At 60.9% G+C, this 15,938-nt stretch carries 13 protein-coding genes; 11 read left to right on the forward strand and 2 right to left on the reverse strand.

Features of this window, described 5'->3' with window-relative positions; genetic code table 11:
* Positions 1 to 87 precede the first annotated feature (87 nt).
* The 5 genes from prfA to C1719_RS07305 all read left to right on the forward strand — a co-directional run bounded on the left by prfA (position 88) and on the right by C1719_RS07305 (position 4,640).
* Positions 88 to 1,155 (forward strand): peptide chain release factor 1, encoded by a 1,068-nt coding sequence (prfA, locus tag C1719_RS07285; RefSeq protein ID WP_102374494.1) that lies wholly within the window; start codon positions 88 to 90, stop codon positions 1,153 to 1,155.
* A 63-nt stretch (positions 1,156 to 1,218) separates the two neighbouring features.
* Positions 1,219 to 1,764, forward strand: a complete 546-nt coding sequence (locus C1719_RS07290) for a DUF6125 family protein (RefSeq protein ID WP_102375974.1) — start codon at positions 1,219 to 1,221, stop codon at positions 1,762 to 1,764.
* Entirely contained in the window at positions 1,761 to 2,843 is a 1,083-nt protein-coding gene (locus C1719_RS07295; protein ID WP_102374495.1) for a N5-glutamine methyltransferase family protein, read from the forward strand. The genes C1719_RS07290 and C1719_RS07295 overlap by 4 nt, the downstream gene beginning before the upstream one ends.
* 65 nt (positions 2,844 to 2,908) lie before the next feature.
* On the forward strand, positions 2,909 to 3,760 hold the full coding sequence (locus tag C1719_RS07300) for a purine-nucleoside phosphorylase (RefSeq protein ID WP_102374496.1): 852 nt from the start codon (positions 2,909 to 2,911) through the stop codon (positions 3,758 to 3,760).
* 1 nt (position 3,761) lies between these two features.
* On the forward strand, positions 3,762 to 4,640 hold the full coding sequence (locus C1719_RS07305; RefSeq protein ID WP_102374497.1) for an MBL fold metallo-hydrolase: 879 nt from the start codon (positions 3,762 to 3,764) through the stop codon (positions 4,638 to 4,640).
* A gap of 150 nt (positions 4,641 to 4,790) precedes the next feature.
* Here the strand turns inward: C1719_RS07305 and C1719_RS07310 are convergent, their stop codons facing one another.
* Together C1719_RS07310 and C1719_RS07315 are read right to left on the reverse strand one after the other, a co-directional pair.
* Entirely contained in the window at positions 4,791 to 5,720 is a 930-nt protein-coding gene (locus C1719_RS07310; RefSeq protein WP_102374498.1) for a PLP-dependent cysteine synthase family protein, read from the reverse strand.
* A 302-nt stretch (positions 5,721 to 6,022) separates the two neighbouring features.
* The gene (locus tag C1719_RS07315; protein WP_102374499.1) at positions 6,023 to 6,976 is read right to left on the reverse strand and encodes a C39 family peptidase; all 954 of its coding nucleotides are present in this window, start codon (positions 6,974 to 6,976) and stop codon (positions 6,023 to 6,025) included.
* A gap of 807 nt (positions 6,977 to 7,783) precedes the next feature.
* Between C1719_RS07315 and C1719_RS07325 the strand changes: the two genes are divergently transcribed.
* From C1719_RS07325 to C1719_RS16355, 6 genes are all read left to right on the forward strand, one after another.
* Positions 7,784 to 8,707, forward strand: coding sequence for a LysR family transcriptional regulator (locus tag C1719_RS07325; RefSeq protein WP_102374501.1), 924 nt, complete (start codon positions 7,784 to 7,786; stop codon positions 8,705 to 8,707).
* A gap of 423 nt (positions 8,708 to 9,130) precedes the next feature.
* On the forward strand, positions 9,131 to 11,728 hold the full coding sequence (locus C1719_RS07330; protein WP_102374502.1) for a molybdopterin-containing oxidoreductase family protein: 2,598 nt from the start codon (positions 9,131 to 9,133) through the stop codon (positions 11,726 to 11,728).
* Positions 11,728 to 12,471: a 4Fe-4S dicluster domain-containing protein gene (locus tag C1719_RS07335; protein ID WP_102374503.1), complete on the forward strand. Its 744-nt coding sequence runs from the start codon at positions 11,728 to 11,730 to the stop codon at positions 12,469 to 12,471. Before C1719_RS07330 ends, C1719_RS07335 begins: the two co-directional genes overlap by 1 nt.
* Positions 12,472 to 12,767: 296 nt before the next feature.
* Complete coding sequence (locus tag C1719_RS07340; RefSeq protein WP_102374504.1) at positions 12,768 to 14,087, forward strand: GntP family permease; 1,320 nt, start codon at positions 12,768 to 12,770, stop codon at positions 14,085 to 14,087.
* A gap of 127 nt (positions 14,088 to 14,214) precedes the next feature.
* Positions 14,215 to 15,714, forward strand: coding sequence for a purine-cytosine permease family protein (locus C1719_RS07345; protein ID WP_102374505.1), 1,500 nt, complete (start codon positions 14,215 to 14,217; stop codon positions 15,712 to 15,714).
* A gap of 96 nt (positions 15,715 to 15,810) precedes the next feature.
* Positions 15,811 to 15,938: zinc-ribbon domain-containing protein (locus C1719_RS16355; RefSeq protein WP_425439826.1), on the forward strand; the 128-nt coding region annotated here is incomplete at its 3' end.

Below are 15,938 nucleotides of genomic sequence, written 5' to 3' on the forward strand. Positions count from 1 at the left end.
TTAAGCTCGGCAAGCCGGGATTTCCGTGTGTGCGGGTTCTGAAAACCCGCGTCGAGAGACCGTGCGCGAACCCAAAGAGGAATACCGATGATAGAAAAGCTTGAAAAGATAATCGAGGCATACGAAGACCTGCAGACAAGGCTCGGCGATCCTGCCGTGCTCGCCGATCAAAAGGAATACAACCGCCTTGCGAAGGAATTTTCGAACCAGGGGCCACTTGCCGCGAAGGCCCGCGAATTCGTGCAGGCGAGCGAAGATCTGGCGGCAGCGAAGGACATGCTCTCCGATCCCGATATGAAGGAATTCGCGCAGGAGGAGATCGCTGGCATCGAGGCGAGGCTTCCGCAGCTCGAAGAGGATATCAAGTTCATGCTCATTCCCGCCGATCCGGCCGACGACAAGGACATCATCGTCGAGATTCGCGCTGGAGCGGGTGGCGACGAGGCGGCGATCTTCGCAGGGGACCTCTACAAGATGTACGAGCGGTTCGCAGGCGAGCAGGGATGGAAGACCGAGACGCTCGACATATCGGCTTCGGAGGCCGGCGGCTACAAGGAGATCCAGTTCAAGGTGAAGGGCGATAAAGTGTATTCGGTCATGAAGTTCGAGAGCGGCGTGCACCGCGTGCAGCGCGTTCCCAAGACCGAAAGCCAGGGACGCATTCATACTTCCACGGCTACCGTGGCCGTGCTTCCCGAAGCCGACGAGGTCGAAGTGGACATCAACCAAAACGATCTGCGCATCGACGTGTACCGTGCGGGCGGCCCGGGCGGCCAATGCGTCAACACCACCGATTCGGCCGTGCGCATCACGCACATTCCCTCGGGACTCGTGGTGCAGTCTCAGGATCAGAAAAGCCAGCTGCAAAACAAGATAGCCGCCATGAGCGTTCTGCGCGCACGCCTGTACGAGAAAATGCTCGCCGAACAGCAGGCGGCCGAAGGAGCCGAGCGCCGCAGCCAGATCGGCACGGGGGACCGCTCCGAAAAGATCCGCACCTACAACGGGCCGCAGGACCGCGTGACCGATCACCGCATCGGCTACAACGGCACCTACAACGGCGTGCTTCTGGGCGCGGGCGGCGCAGGGCTTGCCGAGCTCATCACGGCTCTTCAGGCGGCTGATCGCGCGGCGAAGCTCGAACAGGCCGTATAGCGTGCGAGCATTGCGGGCGAGAGCCTTCGGAGCGCTGGGGTGCGAAGCGGTCGGGAGATGCGCATGAGCGCACGCGAAGCCCTGGAATCGCTCACCAAAGATCAGCTTATCGAGCTCGTCGAGGCGTATTCGAAAAACCTTATCGCCCTTGACGGCACGTGGTTTCAGTCGATAGAGGGCGAACTTGGCATGGATGCGGCCATGCATCACGATGTGGCGGCATGGTCGCGGTTCACGGCAAGCGAGGCGCGCCGGTTGAAGCGCTTCCTCGGGCTTGCCGAGCGACCCGGCCTCGACGGGCTTGAAGCGGCGCTCGCGTTCAAGCTCAATACCCTTTCAAGCAGAGCGGAAACGAAATGGGAAGACGGCGCTCTTGTCTATCGCGTCGTGGAATGTCGCGTGCAGGTTGCCCGGGCGCGCAAGGGCATGGACTTCCATCCGTGCAAATCGGTGGGAATCGTCGAATACGGCGGCTTCGCACGCGCGATCGACGATCGCATACGATGCGAATGCCTGAGCTGCTTTCCCGAGATCTCCGATCGAACGTGCAGCTGCGCGTGGCGGTTCTTCCTTGTCGATAGCGGCCCTTTTGCTACAATCGAATCATGAACGATACCTGGACCATACAAGCTGCGCTCGAATGGACGGTGGGATACCTCGAGCGCAAAGGCGACGAGAATCCACGGCTGTCGTCGCAGTGGCTCTTGAGCGAAGCGACCGGTCTTTCCCGCATCGAGCTCTACGCGCACTTCGATAAGCCTTTGAGCATGGAGGAGCGCGAGGTTCTGCGCAAATACGTTGCGCGCCGCGGTGCGGGCGAGCCTTTGCAATACATCACCGGGGAAGTGGGGTTTCGCCATATCTCCGTTAAGGTTGAACCAGGCGTGCTCATACCGCGCCCCGAAACCGAGGTTTTGGTCAGCGAGGGCCTTGCCGTTCTGCCCGCACCGCCGAAGCGCATCGCAGCCGATGCGCTTGCGTCCGATGATCTCCCTGCGGGCGCGGTTGAAAGATCCGAGGCAGCCGCAGATGGCACGGCGGGCGGTGCGGCATCGACGGTAGAAGAGGATCTGCTTGTCGCGCCTGATGGCAAAGAAAATGGAGCGGCTCGGAAAGCTGGAAGCATCGGGTTGGATGGAACCCCTGAGCTCCTGGTTGCCGATCTGTGCACGGGCACGGGGTGCATCGCCTGCTCGATTGCCTACGAACATCCGGAAACCAGGGTGATCGCAACCGACATCGCCCCCGAGGCCGTCGCACTTGCCCGCAAAAACGCAGAGCTGCTCGGGCTGGCGGATCGCATAGAGGTTATCGAATGCAGCCTTGGGGAGTCCGTTGCCGCCGAGCTCATCGGATCGTTCGACCTCGTGATCTCGAACCCGCCCTACATTCCCACCGCAGTGCTTGCCGATATTCCGAAAGAGGTATCCGATTTCGAGCCTTCGCTGGCCCTTGACGGGGGAGCCGACGGCCTCGATCTGTTCAAACCGCTCGTCGCGTGGTCCGTGCGCGCCCTCAAGCCCGGTGCCTATATGGCGGTCGAGCTGCATGAGACGTGCCTGGACGAAGCGGCTGCCATCGCGCGGCAAGCGGGCTTCATCGCTGCGAAGGTCGTGGAGGATTTGGCGGGGCGTCCCCGCATACTGGTGGCACGCAAGCCGTTCGACGAAGATGAGGAGCGACGGTGAGCGGAACCGTGAACGAGCCCAAGAACAAGTCCGCAGTCGCGCAATGATGCGAGAGGAGTTGCAGCATGTCTGACACCGAAAACCTCATAGAAAACCTTTGCGAAGCGGCCGCCTGCATCGAAAAGCGTTTGTGCGGCCGCGCTCCGAAGATCGGCATCATATTGGGATCGGGGTTGAATCCGCTTGCCGACGGGATAGCCGATCCGATCCATGTGCCCTTCGAAGAGGTCCCCCATATGAAGAAAAGCACGGCGGAGGGCCATGTCGGGCGTTTCGTCTGCGGCGAGCTTGCAGGCAAACAGGTGCTGTGCATGCAAGGGCGTCTGCATGCCTACGAGGGCAATTCTGCTCAGGAAGTCGCCTTTCCCGTGTGGGCGATGGCTCGCCTCGGCATCGAGCAGCTCATCACCACCAATGCGGCGGGAGGTATCAACGAAAGCTATCGCGAAGGTGATTTCTGCATCATGGCCGACCAGATCAATATGACGGGGCGCAACCCCGTCGCCGATCCGGCAGCGGCCGAGCTTGCTGAACGCTTCTTCAGCATGACCGATGCATTCGACCCCGCGCTGCGCGCCATCGCGCACGAGTCGGCGCGCGAGGGCGGCGTGCGGGTACAGGAAGGCGTGTACCTCGGTTTGCTGGGGCCGAGCTTTGAAACACCTGCGGAAATACGGGCGTTTCGCGCATGGGGAGCCGATACGGTTGCCATGTCGGTGTGCGAAGAGGTCATCGCGGCGCGCCATCTGGGCATGAAGGTGCTCGGAATTTCGCTTGTATCCAACATGGCTGCGGGAGTGGGAGCCGTCGGCGGTGTGGGCGGTGCGTCGCCCAACGGCGAGGAAGTGATGGATTGCGCGAAAATGCGCGAAGGGGATTTCATGCGTCTTATCACCGGCATAGTAGCGCGGATGTAGCATGGGAAACGCATCCCGCATCGGAGGCGTCTGCTTCGAAGAATGCAGCGAGATCGAATCTGCGAAGGGCGATTGCGCGGCGCGTCTTTCGATCCACGTGCTTGCGAGCGGGAGCGGCGGCAACGCCTCGGTCATCGTCGATGGAGCGACCGGCAAGGCCATCGTCATCGATTGCGGCATATGCAAACGCGACTTCTTTTCCCGATGCGAGGAGGCGGGCGTTTCCCTTGCGAACATCGAAGGCATCCTCATCACGCATGAGCACACCGATCATACCAAGGGGCTCGGCGTAGCATTGCGCGGCATGGCGAAGCTCGGCCTCGAGCCGGCGGTATTTGTAAGCGAGGGCGTGCACGCGAAGAGCTCCGAGATCCGTGCACTCGATGCCATGGCCGATATTCGCCCCTATACCGATGCCGACGCCCTCTCGCTTGGCGGCATGCTGGTTCATCCGTTTGCGACTTCGCACGATTCGGTTGAGTCCTACGGGTTTCGCATCGAGGGTCCGGCTGGCGATGCTCTGGGATTCATGACCGATACGGGTATTGTGACCGATGCTGCGTTCGCTCACCTGAAGCGGTGCCGGATACTCGCCATCGAGAGCAACCATGACGAAAAGCTGCTGGCCGAAGGCCCGTATCCGTATGTGGTGAAACGGCGTATCGCTTCGGACGCCGGTCATCTTTCAAACGTCCAATCGGCCGACGTGCTCGAAGGATTGCTTTGCGACGAGCTTGAGCACGTCATCGCCATGCACGTTTCGGAGAACAACAACACCTACCGGCTTCCGGAAGACGCGCTTTCGGAAGTGGTCGCGCGAAACGCCCATGCTGCTCGCGTGCAGGTTGCCTATCAGCATATGCGCGTGAGCGCCGAATAAACCCGTTGCGCCGAGCAGGCGCTTCCACGCCAGCTGTCTTGTTTCGGCGGTGCTGGAAGACGAGCCGTCCGATTCGTTTCTGCATCTTGGCTGGCCCGGCTTCGGCAAAGGGGTCTGGTTCGTCCGATTCTCGCGTTTTTCGCTCGGGCGCTACTCGTCGAACAGCTCGGTTGAGAAGTAACGCTCGCCGGTGTCGGGCAGGATGGTCACGACGGTTTTTCCCGCACCGAGTTTGCGTGCGAGCCTGCGTGCGGCGGCGACGTTCGTTCCGCTCGAGACACCGACCATGAGGCCTTCTTCGCGGGCGAGCAGGCGTGCGGTTTCAAGCGCCTCCTCGTCGGAAATCACGCAAACGTCGTCGTAGATGTCTTGGTCGAGGATATCGGGGATGAGTCCGTCGCCGATCCCCATCTGCAGATGGGTTCCGATGCCGCCGCCCGAGAGGATCGCGGCGTTTTCCGGTTCGACCGCCCAGATGGATACCTTGGGATAGAGGGCCTTCAGCACTTGGCCGATGCCCGAGATGGTGCCTCCGGTACCGATGCCCGCGCAGAAACCGTGAATGGGCCCTTCGACGTCTTCGAGGATTTCGAGGGCGGTGTGGTACTTGTGCGCAAGCAGGTTATCGACGTTTTCGAACTGTTGGGGGATGTAGACGCGCGAGTCTTCGGCGGCAAGGCGCTCGGCGGTGGCGATGCATTCGGCGATGCACTTGCCGATATCGCCCTCGTCGTGCACGATGATGACTTCGGCTCCGTAGTGGCGGACGAGTTTGCGCCGCTCGACGCTCACCGAATCGGGCATGATGATTTTTGCCGCATAGCCCTTGACGGCGCATACGAGTGCGAGGCCGATGCCTTGGTTTCCACTGGTGGGCTCCACGATGATGGTGCCTGGTCCGATGTCTCCGCGGGCTTCCGCGGCGGCGAGCATCTGGAAGGCGGTTCTCGTTTTAATGGAGCCACCGACGTTGATGCCCTCGTACTTGACCAATATTTGGGCGGCATTTTGTTCGGAAAAATGATTGAGGCGGATCATGGGCGTGCGGCCCATGGCTTCAAGGACGTTGTCGTAGATCATGCTGTAGTCTTTCGCGATAGCGGGCAGGGGCAAGCTTCAGCCGCCCTAAGGCGACCAAGTTCTATTGTACCATCGCAGCAAGGTCTGCCCTGCGAGAGCGCGCCGGTCTGTTCAAGAGGCGTTTCGGGGGGGGGGAGGGACGATATCTCGTGCTCCTTGCACCCGAAAGAGCCGAGAGGGGCGCAGAGCTTGCGCGTTTGGCCTTTGTTCGCTGCGCAAGGGGAATCGGAAGATTGCGCCCAAGGCATGCGAATGCGGGTATGCGGAGATGAAGGGCATTCGCATGCCCGCCTTTGGCGGATCTACGCGTCGGCGGCGGGTGCGGATATCGCCCAGAGCGATTCGGATTGATCGAGGATATCCTCGAAGCTCCATCCTCTGCTGCTGCGAGAGTCGCTTGCGGGGTCGTGCACGACGAGCTTGCTGTCCATATCGATGCCCGAAAGCACGATGAAGCTTTGCGTATCGGTGAAATCGCCGGGGCCGACAACGCATATCACGGGGTTTCCCGCGATGATCTGCTTGCGAAGACTGGGTTCGTCAGCGGGTACCTCGGCTGCTTGCAGGCCGAGGGCGCTTGCCGTTTCGGCGACGAACGCCGGGTCGGTCGTTTCTTTCGAGGCGAATCCTTCGCTCTCGATTATCTTCGCGATATCGTTCGGCAGCGTTTCGTTCGATCCAGTGATCGCGACGTATGCCATCGTCATGCTCACAGGGGCCTGCCCGCAAGCGCCGAGTGTCGAAGAAGCGTAAGCGCGCTCCGACCACTGCAGGTCGTTTTGGTACAGGTTGGGCACTTTGCCTTTCATCCAATCCTGCTGAGGCGTGCTCGTTGCGGTTTTGGCCGTTTTCACTTCTTCGTCGAAGGGAAGCAGCGGCAGCGATCCCGAGAACACGTGCGATTCGTCGAGGGCGTTGGCATTGCTTTGGGAGACGCCGAGCGCGATTGTCCCGATACCGAAGGCTATCAGAGCGGCCAAGACGACGAATGCCCCTGCCGTGTAGCGTCTGCCGGCGCGTCTTCGCTCGCGATATGCTTCGATGGGGGTGAGGAGGGCCGGATTGCTTGTCTGCGCGGTGCCCGTCCAGTTGAAACGGCTGATACGCCGGGGGGCGGGTTTGCCAGGGTCCGCTGGGCCGCAGGGCGCGGTTTCGGCATGGGGAGCTTCGGTGTGGGCACCGCTGATTTCCGGTTCGGGGATGATGCGGTATCCGCATGAATGAAACGACAGGTAGAGCCTGTGCGGATACGACATGTGCCTCTTCCCCCTATTCCCGATAACCTATTTCCGATAAACGCCATGCAGAGCGAACGCGATTAACCCAGTATACATGCAGGTAACTGCATACCGTCGTCGAAACCGGTTAATGTGCCAAGATGTTGAACGTACGTTACCGGGCGTTACCGGGCGAAAACCGCAGAACGGAAGCTCGTATCAGCATCTCGAACGCTCATGCGGCTTTGCGTTGGCCGTCGTTTCCGTTCCCTTTCTCGAACAGCTTTGGTGCCCTTCAGCGGTTGATAAGATCATCCCTATCGAAAACAGGCCCGAAAATGGCGGTCAAGGCAAGCTTCCGTCGGCCTCGCCGCGTCCGGATCGCTCTCTTGCCGACGTTTGCGCAGGTCGCGAAAACCCGAATCGCGAAGGCGCTGCCCGAAACGCCCGAAACGGCGCATGTTCTTGACAGAAGCTTGCCTTGACCGCCATTCAGAGCGGCATTTTAGCTAAGGAAGAGCTTCCCTTGCTCCGCGAGGCGCTTCGAGCGGGCGAGGCACTCGGCCGCGCTTTTCGCAAAGTCCTTCGATGACGGCGCTTCCCGGGCAAGCCTTCGGCACCCGTGCCTTCCGGGCAAGCCTTCGGCGCCCATGCCTCCCGAGCGAGCCTTCGGCATCCGTGCCCGATGTGCAGCCGTTGGCATCTATTCTTCCTAAGCCTAAGCAAGCTTTCGGCATGTGCGGCTAACGTGTGGGTTGTTTCGAGGCGAAACGTATGACTCGCTTGACAATAACGAGCACAAAAGGCATGCTTGCGCACTAGCGGTTCGAACAAGGGGGTTGCCGCGTGCTTCTGGACGACATCGAAATCTTCATGGTCATATCGGAGACGAAGAGCCTCTCCCAAGCGGCGGAGCGGTTGTACATGTCGCGCCCCGGTCTTTCGCAGAAAATCGCCGCCATCGAGGCGCGCTACGGAACGAAGCTCTACGAGCGTACCTCCACGGGTGTCGTTCCCACGGCGGCGGGCCAGATCGTGACGAAGTTCGCGAAGAAGATATCGACGCTCGAAAACGCGCTTGCATCGGAGCTTGCTGCGGTCGACGAGCATTTCGACAACACCATCGAAGTGGGTATGAGCTTCAACGACGGCGTTGCTCTGTTGCCGGGTCTCGTTAAAAAATTTCACGATGAACACCCCGAAGCCCTCGTTCATCTCGACGCAGGTTACGAACCCGAGCTCATGGCGAAGCTCAAAGCCGGCAAGCTCGATTTTGCCATCCTCGAAAACCAGCCGCTCGAAGACGGCCTGTCGCGCGAGACGCTCGGGTACAAGCGCTTGGTGTTCTGCGCTCCCGACAAGCCGCCGTACAATTCCGTGCCACAGCCGGTCAAGATCGAAACGCTGCTCAAGTGGCCCATGATCATCTACGAATGGAATTCGGGCCGTCATATGGTGGGAAACCGCCATTTTCGCGAGCGGTACGGCATCTCGCTGACCGATCACAATATGGTGGCGCAGTTCGATACCCACGAGGCCATGGTGAACGGCGCCCGAGCGGGGCTCGGGTGGGCGAGCATTCCGGAATGCATTGCGGAGCGATATCGTAACGAGCCGGGCCTCATCTGGTTCAAGGTGGACACCGATCCCATGCGCTATCCGGTCGATCTGACGTGGCATACCGGTCATATCATGTCTGATCAGGCACGTTTGTTTATGGAGTTCATCAGAGAAAACGTTCCCGACGGCTATTTCGGGAAGCACGCCTGAGCGCAGCGATTCGCCTCGATTTCAGCCCGATGGCATCGGGCGGCTCCTGCCTGCGTCGCGTAGCGGATCGCGCAGTCGGGGTCCGACGCAGCCGAGCGTTCTCATCGCACGGGCCTTCGGACTGAGGGCGCAGTGCCGTACGCGGCGATTCGCCGTGCTTTCGCATAGCTCTATCCGCTGTCAAGTTCGCTATGCAGCCGCGGTAAGCAAAGCCTGCATGTAAGCTCAGCTTACGGCGGTTGAAATCGATTGCGACGGCGAATCGGCAGGTGACGTTTCCGATTGTTCCGCGCCGCCGTATTCTTTGCCCCATGGTCAGAACCGGAGTGCACCGATGGGGATCCCGCACTGCATGATCGATGCCTCCGCGATCCGACACCGCAATCGAGCCGCCTTCGGGCGGCGCAAGACGAGGAGGAATCGGTGGATAAACAAGACATCATCGACGCACGGAAAAAGGCAAGGGAGGGCGAGCGCATCTTCTACACCTCGTGTCCGAACAACGGGTGCTGGGATTCGGCCTGCATCCTGAAATGCCACGAGAAGGACGGCAAGCTCATCGCCATTGAGCCCGATGACAGCATCAACGCCGGCATGTGCCGCGAGGACGTGGAATGGGAGAGCATCTGGCGCGGCATGGTGCAGATGCGCCCTTGCTCGATGGGGCATGCATGGAAGGAAGAGCTCTACGGGGAAACGCGTCTCACCCATCCCATGAAGCGCATTGGCGAAAAGGGTCCGGGCAAGGGCTACTTCGTCGAGATCGGCTGGGAGGAGGCTCTCGACACCATCGCGGAGAAGATGATCGAGATCAAGGAAAAGTACGGCGAATTCGGCATCTTCCATACCCAGTACGGCAGCTTCAGCAAAAACGGCTTCCCGCTTGCCAAGTGGTGGCCGGCGAGTTTCGGCTTCTGGGGCGACCATTCCACCTCCGGCCATACGGCTGGCGAGAACTTCCATCTGGGCTTCGACCTCACCAAATCGATGGTGAGCGGTGCGAGCCCCGCGCTTCCGGGCTTCGAGGCTTCCGATGTGTTCAATTCCAAGCTCATCATCATGTGGGGCATGGATCCGGTCGTCGACTGGTTCGGTCCGACGTCGTACTACATGCAGCTCGCGCACGAATACGGCTGCAAGACCATCGTCGTCGATCCGCGCTACACGGCAAGTTGCGAGGTGCTCGCCGACCAGTGGATCCCGATTCGCCCGGGAACCGACCTCGCGATGCTTTTGGCTATGGCCCAGGTGCTCTTCGAGGAGGATCTTTACGATCACGACTACGTTGCGGAATGGGTCGAACCCGAAGGCTTCAAGGAGTGGCGCGCCTACTGCCTCGGGAGGGGGGAAGACGGCATTGCGAAGACACCCGAGTGGGCCGAGGCGATCTGCGCGGTTCCCGCCGAGACGATTCGCGAGTTCGCTCGGCTCTACGGCACCACCAAGCCGGTCCATCTGCAGTACTTCTACTCCTGCGCGAAGCGCCACCTCGGTGAGTACAGCGCCGCTGCGGCCATGTTGCTGCAAACGATGACCGGCAACCTCGCGTGCCCCGGTGGCTGCCAGACCGGCTCGGCTCTGCCGACTCCCGGCCGCATTCCCACGCCGTTCGCTGATTTCAAACAGGCGCCTTCCGACTACACGATCCCGGTGCTCTGCAACAACAACAAGCTTACCGAAACGCTTGCCTGCCAGAAGGACTACTGGGAAGGCCGTATGAGCGAAGAGGAGTTCCGCCATCGCATCGGCGCGCCGACCGATGACAGCCCGCTTCCCAATATTCAGATGCTCATCATCGAGAACAACTACGTGAACAACCACCACGACATGAACAAGCGCATGGAGGGCTTCGCTTCCACCGAGTTCAACTGGGGCTTCCAGTGGCACAAGAACCAGCCGTCGATGGAATTCTGCGACATCGTGCTGCCGAGCCCCGTATGGCAGTTCGAGGGCATGGACCAGTACATGTACGGCCATCAGCGTTTCGTGAGCGGTCCTTCGGGCATGCGCAACTACTTCGTGTTCAGCGATGCCGGCTGCGAATATCCGGGCGAGGTGCGTTCGAAGGAATGGGTGTGGACCCAGATCGCCAAACGCCTCGGCGTGGCCGAGCAGTACAACCCGCGCATGGTAGACGTAGAGTGGGAAGATTGGACGGCTGCGCAGCGCGAGATATACAAAGAAGCCTACGAGGAGTGGGCAGAGGATAAGACCGGCGTTCTCAAACGTTTGGGAATCGACCCCAAGCCCTGGGACGAGTTCGTCGCCAATCCCGTCGTGCGCATACCGATCGATACGCCGTACTACCCGTACAAGAGCTGCCTCGAGGCGGGCATCAATCCGTTCCAGACCGAGTCGGGCAAGATCGAGTTCGTATCGAGCTTCGTGAAGAAAAACGATCTCACCAAAACCAAGTGGCGCGGTCAGTTCGATCCGATGCCGGTGTGGGAGCCAAGCTACGTCGAGGGGGATATCGCGACTGCGGCGGCCGACGGCTTCTACAACCCGAAGGCCAGCGAATACCCGCTGTCTCTCGTCACGCCGGTTTCGGTATACCGCCAGCACTCCTCGAACGATAACAACCCGCTTCTGCGCGAAGACTGCTATCGCCATGGCGTGTGGATTTCGGGCGTCGATGCGAAGGCGCGCGGAATCAAGGACGGCGATGTGGTGCGCGTTTACAGCGAGACGGGCGAGATGGAGCTTGCCGCGTATGTGACGAACCGCATGATGCCGGGCACCGCCGCGGTGCACCATGGCGCGTGGTTCCAGGGCGGAGGCAAGAAGACCGAGCTCAACCCGTACGGCATGGATATGCGCGGTGCGCCCAACATCCTGCTCGACGACGTGCATCTGCCCAACATCCTGGGCACGCTGCTTACGGCGGGGCTCGTCGAAGTTGAGAAGGTTGCCGACGGCGACGTTGAGGGCTACGGGCCCGAGGCCGAGCGTTCGGGCATGCGCGGCGCGGCGACGGCGATCGCCTCGCGCGAAGCGCTGGGAGAGAAGGAGGCCCTGTAATGACGCAGTACGGATTCCATTTCGATCAGAACCGCTGCTACGCGTGCCAGGCATGCAGCATCGCCTGCAAAGACTGGAACGGCATCGATCCGGGCGCCGAGAAGTGGCTTACGGTGTACGAGTGGGAGACGGGGACGTTTCCGAACATACGCATCCATCCGCTTGCGTACTCGTGCGCTCACTGCGAGAAGCCCACGTGCATTCCCGCATGTCCCGAAGGCGCGATCTACAAAGAGGAGACTTACGGGGCGGTGCTCGTCGATCAGGACAAGTGCACCGGATGCCGCGAGTGCTACGACGCCTGCCCCTACGGGGCGCCGAAGTTCGCTTCGGACGACCCGGGCGAGAAGATGAGCAAATGCACCATGTGCATCGACCGCTTGGAAGAGGGCCTGCAGCCGCTGTGCGCTGCGTCGTGCCCCCTGCGCGCGTTCGACTTCGGCCCGCTCGACGAGCTTATCGAGAAATACACCGACATCCGCTACTGCGAGGGGATGCCGTCTCCCGAGATCACCGAGCCGGCCTACCTCATCTGGCCCCAGCGCGAGAAGGAGCCGCTCGTTCCCTTCGATGCGGAGCGCGCGATCGAGCTCAACCGCCAACGCGGCGATTTGGGGACGATGTTCGAAAGCAAGGAAGATCTGACTGAATTCGAGAGCGGGACCATCGGCCGCAGCGAGCTTCGCATGAAGCACGAGAGCATGGCCGAGCTCATGAGGGCAACCCGCAACGATATGGCGTAAATCGCTGCGGCCTTCGGGCCGGGGCGGGCCGAAGGCGTTCGCCGATCTGCCTTCAGTGCGATCGGCGAACGCGCGGCCTCGGTTTTGCTTGCGAACGGTTGCGGCGCGAGGTGCCGTAACCGACGTGGGGATTCGTTTCCAAAGCGTGCAGGGTGCTTTGCCGCCAGATTGCGAATGCCGGTTTTGGAAACGGACCGGGTGCCCATGCGGGATTCCCATTGCGCGGGATCTTCGCGGGGGCGCCGACGAATCAGGACGCCTGTCTGTTGGCAGGCGGAAAACGAAAGGGGAGTTTCATGGAGTGGATAGGAGTAGTCGGCATCATCGTCGGCCTCGTGTTCTTCGTCGTTGCAGCCATGAAGGGCTGGAACGTTCTCATCACATCCATCGTAACCGCTATTATCATCGCGCTCACCAACGGCATGGATATCGGCGCGGCCATGGTGGGCAACGAATCGTCGTACGTGACCGGTCTGGCGGGCTTCGTTCAGAAGAACCTGCTTATTTTCATGGGCGCCGCCATCTTGGGCGAATACATCGACAAGTCGGGTGCGGCCCGTGCGATCGCTCAGGCGATCATGAACAAAGTGGGCACCAAAAGCCCGTATCTGGTGCTTCTGGGCATCGCGGCGGTGGGGGCCATCCTTACCTATGCGGGCATCTCGATGTTCGTGGCCATGTTCGCGCTCATTCCGCTCGCGCGGCCTCTGTTCAAGGAATGCAACATCCCGTGGCACCTGTTCGCCGCCGCGTGGTCGCTCGCGGCCTGCTCGTTCACGATGGCGATGATTCCCGGTGTTCCGGCCATCGCATGGATCAACGCTGCAAACGGATGCGGCGTATCGCTGACTGCTGCTCCCATCATGGGCATCGTCGGTTCGCTCATCGCCATTGTGGTTTCGTGCCTGTACATCAAGTTCGCGCTGAAGCGCGCTCAAGCCAAGGGCGAAGGATACGAGGCGACCGGGGAAGACGGCGTCGTTGCGGAAGAGAAAAACCTTCCGAATCTGTTTGTGGCCCTGCTTCCGCTCATCCTGCTCATCGTCATCATTATCGTGGGATCGCAGCTCCAGGTTGCCAACATCGTCTACATCGCCATGATCGTCGCCGTCATCGCCTCGATGATCGCATTCAACAAGCACATCGCAAGCCAGCGCGACGTTATGGGCACGGGTGCGAAGAACTCGCTCGGGCCTGCGCTGTTCACTTCGGCTGCGGTTGGCGTCGGTACCGTGGCCGCCGCTTCGGTTGGCTTCACGGCGATCTACGAAGCCATCTTCAACATGCCGGGTGGCGCATACGTCTCGGCCGCTATGATGGCGGCAGTGCTCGGCGGCGTCATGGGGTCCGGTTCGGGTGCGGTCGGCATCATCTCGGCCAACTTCCTTGCTCCGTATCTGGCCACTGGCGTTGATCCGGCGGCGTTGGCCAAGATCATCGCCACTTCCGCCACCATCGGCGGTGCTCTGCCCAACTCGGGCGCCATGTTCGGCATGCTTGCCGCCATGGGATTGAACCACAAGAACTCCTACAAGCACATCGCCGCCATTTCGATCGGCGCCGGCCTCTGCGCGCTGGTGGTCATGATCATCATGGCGAATATCGGCATCGTCTAGGTGTTTCACGCGGGCCTTGCGTGGCGGTGCAAGGCCCGCGATCTGCGCTTTTGTTTGCATGCAGGCAGCGCGAATTCCGTGGAGGCAATCACGCCGCCTGCATCGCACGAGAGGGGGTTGAGTCAGTATGGAGTCATCGGAAGGGAAGGGCTCTGCAACCGAGCAGGTGTCCTTGTTCGAAAAGGTGCCCGAAGACAAGAAGCTCGGCTGGACGGGCGTCGCGGCAATACTCTCAGGCGTCGTCTCGAGCCTGACCAAGCTCATGGGCGGCGGCATTGTCGCGTACTACGCCGGGTGCTATTTCGGGCTGGGGGCTGCGGCCATCATGTTCTGCTTAAGCGTGTTTTTGACGTTCTTTGTCGGACGCATCTCGCTTCGCGAGGGCCTGCCGAGCAACGTGACCTCGCGCCTGTACGTGTTCGGCACCAAGGGTTCGGCGCTCGATTCGCTTATCTGGATATTCCTTTTGGTGGGAACGCTTGCGATCGGCACCGTGCAGCTCGGCAATGCGGTCATCTACTACTTCGGCTGGACAGACGAGATCGTGAAGCACCTGCTGTACCTGGCCATCTCGGCCGCGTGGGTGCTGATGTCGCTGTTCGGCATGAAATTCATCGCCCGGTTCAACATGGTGTTCGTGGTCCTGCTGTTTCTGGCGCTTTTGTTCGTGGCGGGCAGCATCGCCCAAGACGGGCATCTGGTCGACGCGCTCACGCATGGGGTGCTCATTCCGCACGTGGGCCAGCTCGAGGGGTTCGCCTACGCGGTGAACTACAGCATCATGACGTCGGGGCTGATGGCGCTCTTCTCGTCGGACTTCACGAGGTTCGTGAAAAGAGAGCGCGATATGGCCGCCATTTCGGTGGTGGGAAGCGTCTTCGCCGTGCTCACTTACGTGTTCGGCGCGCTTCTGGCCTACTACGGATTCAACGTGTCCTACGAGTACTTTCTCGGGCAGGGGCTGGACGAGGTCGCTGCGGCGAATGCCGCCATTACGAACCCCGGCATCACGTTCGTTTTGTCGCTCGGGCTTGTGGGGCTCGTCATCATCTGCCTCTCGCAGCTCAAGGTGGAGACGTCGAACTCCATCAGCAGCAGCAACGCCATATCGAATCTGTTTGACAGCCTGTTCGGCATCAAGCTGAAATGGCCGACGGCGGTCATCGCCGTCAACCTGATAGGCCTGGTGTTCATCTTCGGCAACATCCTCGATCGCGTGAACGCGTTCATGGGCATCGGAAGCATCCTCACGATGTCGTGGTGCTTCCTGCTTATCACCGATTACTACATCGTGCGCGGTGGGCTCAAGATAGGTACGCGCGGCATCGTATCGCTCAAGTACATCGAAGCGGTGAACTGGCGAGGCGTTGCGACGATCGTCATCGTCACGCTCGTTGCGGGGACACTCTATGCGACGGGGAACCTCGCCGTGCCGTTTCTGCTCGTCGCGCCGATGACGGTTGCACTCTACACGGGGCTGAGCCTCGTGTTCAGGAAGCGCGTCATCGCGCGGGATCGGGTCATGCGCAGAAGCGAACGCGACGACCCCGAGCTCGCCGAAGAGGTGGCGCGCGTTTCTGCGGGCGAGCATCCCGGCGCGTCTTCCGACGCGTATGCGGGCCTCTGAGGGCCGCGCCGGCTCTTCCGGCGCGCCGTTGCAGGGCATTCGGTCCGGAGTCCTTTCGGACCTGCCGATAAAGATACGAGAGAAGGAGATCCATCTATGTGCTTCAGACCACCGACGGTAGACGCAGGCCCCGTGAAATGCCCCAAATGCGGGGCCGAGGTCGATCCCAAAGCCGACGAGTGCCCCAGCTGCGGCGCGAAAGCGACGCCCGCTCCGGGCATGCC

The sequence above is a fragment of the Raoultibacter massiliensis genome, assembly GCF_900199545.1.
Taxonomy (GTDB): domain Bacteria; phylum Actinomycetota; class Coriobacteriia; order Coriobacteriales; family Eggerthellaceae; genus Raoultibacter; species Raoultibacter massiliensis.

Coding starts and splice junctions, on each gene's coding strand:
- prfA (WP_102374494.1), top strand. CDS start 88: ATGATAGAAAAGCTTGAAAAGATAATCGAGGCATACGAAGACCTGCAG.
- C1719_RS07300 (WP_102374496.1), top strand. CDS start 2,909: ATGTCTGACACCGAAAACCTCATAGAAAACCTTTGCGAAGCGGCCGCC.
- C1719_RS07345 (WP_102374505.1), top strand. CDS start 14,215: ATGGAGTCATCGGAAGGGAAGGGCTCTGCAACCGAGCAGGTGTCCTTG.
- C1719_RS07340 (WP_102374504.1), top strand. CDS start 12,768: ATGGAGTGGATAGGAGTAGTCGGCATCATCGTCGGCCTCGTGTTCTTC.
- C1719_RS07315 (WP_102374499.1), bottom strand. CDS start 6,976: ATGTCGTATCCGCACAGGCTCTACCTGTCGTTTCATTCATGCGGATAC.
- C1719_RS07335 (WP_102374503.1), top strand. CDS start 11,728: ATGACGCAGTACGGATTCCATTTCGATCAGAACCGCTGCTACGCGTGC.
- C1719_RS07290 (WP_102375974.1), top strand. CDS start 1,219: ATGAGCGCACGCGAAGCCCTGGAATCGCTCACCAAAGATCAGCTTATC.
- C1719_RS07305 (WP_102374497.1), top strand. CDS start 3,762: ATGGGAAACGCATCCCGCATCGGAGGCGTCTGCTTCGAAGAATGCAGC.
- C1719_RS07295 (WP_102374495.1), top strand. CDS start 1,761: ATGAACGATACCTGGACCATACAAGCTGCGCTCGAATGGACGGTGGGA.
- C1719_RS07310 (WP_102374498.1), bottom strand. CDS start 5,720: ATGATCTACGACAACGTCCTTGAAGCCATGGGCCGCACGCCCATGATC.